The sequence below is a fragment of the uncultured Microscilla sp. genome (assembly GCF_947493425.1).
Lineage (GTDB): Bacteria > Bacteroidota > Bacteroidia > Cytophagales > Microscillaceae > Microscilla.
Window position 1 is genome coordinate 1 of the sequence record NZ_CANLRP010000410.1, and the last position, 900, is coordinate 900.

1 protein-coding gene is annotated in these 900 nt (G+C 39.8%); it reads right to left on the reverse strand.

Going from position 1 to position 900, the window contains the following annotated elements; genetic code table 11:
- Window positions 1-19 precede the first annotated feature (19 nt).
- A partial coding sequence (locus tag Q0954_RS34070) for a transposase (RefSeq protein WP_299466585.1) occupies window positions 20-900 on the reverse strand: 881 nt, incomplete at its 5' end.

Sequence of the window (900 nt, forward strand, 5' to 3'; positions counted from 1 at the left end):
TACTCTACCCGACGGTTTTTCAGGGTTGGAAGTTTTGGTTCCATTTTTCATGAGCAACCGCTATTACCTTAAATAATGCGGAGCCAGTTCCTTCTCTGTAAAATAGTCTGATAAGGTTTAACCCTCTTCTGAAAACGCTGTATTGTGGATAACCGTGATTTTTAGTTTTTACCGGATTGCTTCTGCCTTCCATAATCCCGGTTGCCCAACACAAGGTATAAGTGATTGCCACAAGCGCAAACAACTTTTTGTACTTCTTAATATCTCTAAGGCATGATTCTTCGAGCCTAAACCCCCTTCCCTTAAAAGCCTGAAAAACAACTTCAATTCCCCAACGTGTTTTGTAAAGCGTCCTTAATTCGGTGGCTTTTCTGGTACCAATAAGGAAAAGCAATTCTCCATCTTCATCATAACTCAGGCTTACATTGACTTGCACTTGATTTACCCAAACGCCATTTTGATAACGTTTTTCAATCTGTTTGATCAAATCCTCAGCCTTCCAAGAACCATCAGGCAAAGTAATCAAGTGGCTTTTAGGAACTCGGACGCAAAAATCAATCGTCATTGAACGGAGCCAACCCAGCCACTTGTGACCAATGAACTCGCGATCCATCACCACATAGTCTATTCGACGAACTCCAACGAGTTCAATAATTTCTTTAAATAGCTTAATTCTATCTTCACTGTTACTGTTGCCGCTATTATTATCAAGCATTTCAAAATAAAGTGGCACCCCCATTTTACCTATGCTTACTATTACACAAAGCACATTAACCTGGCAACCTCCATAATCCCACTCAGTACGGTCAATGCTCAGCACGAGCTTCTGTTTATGGATAAAGCTAAGGAAAAAAGGCATTAACTTTAGATAATCAAAGCTAACCTTAGCAAAAAAATCTT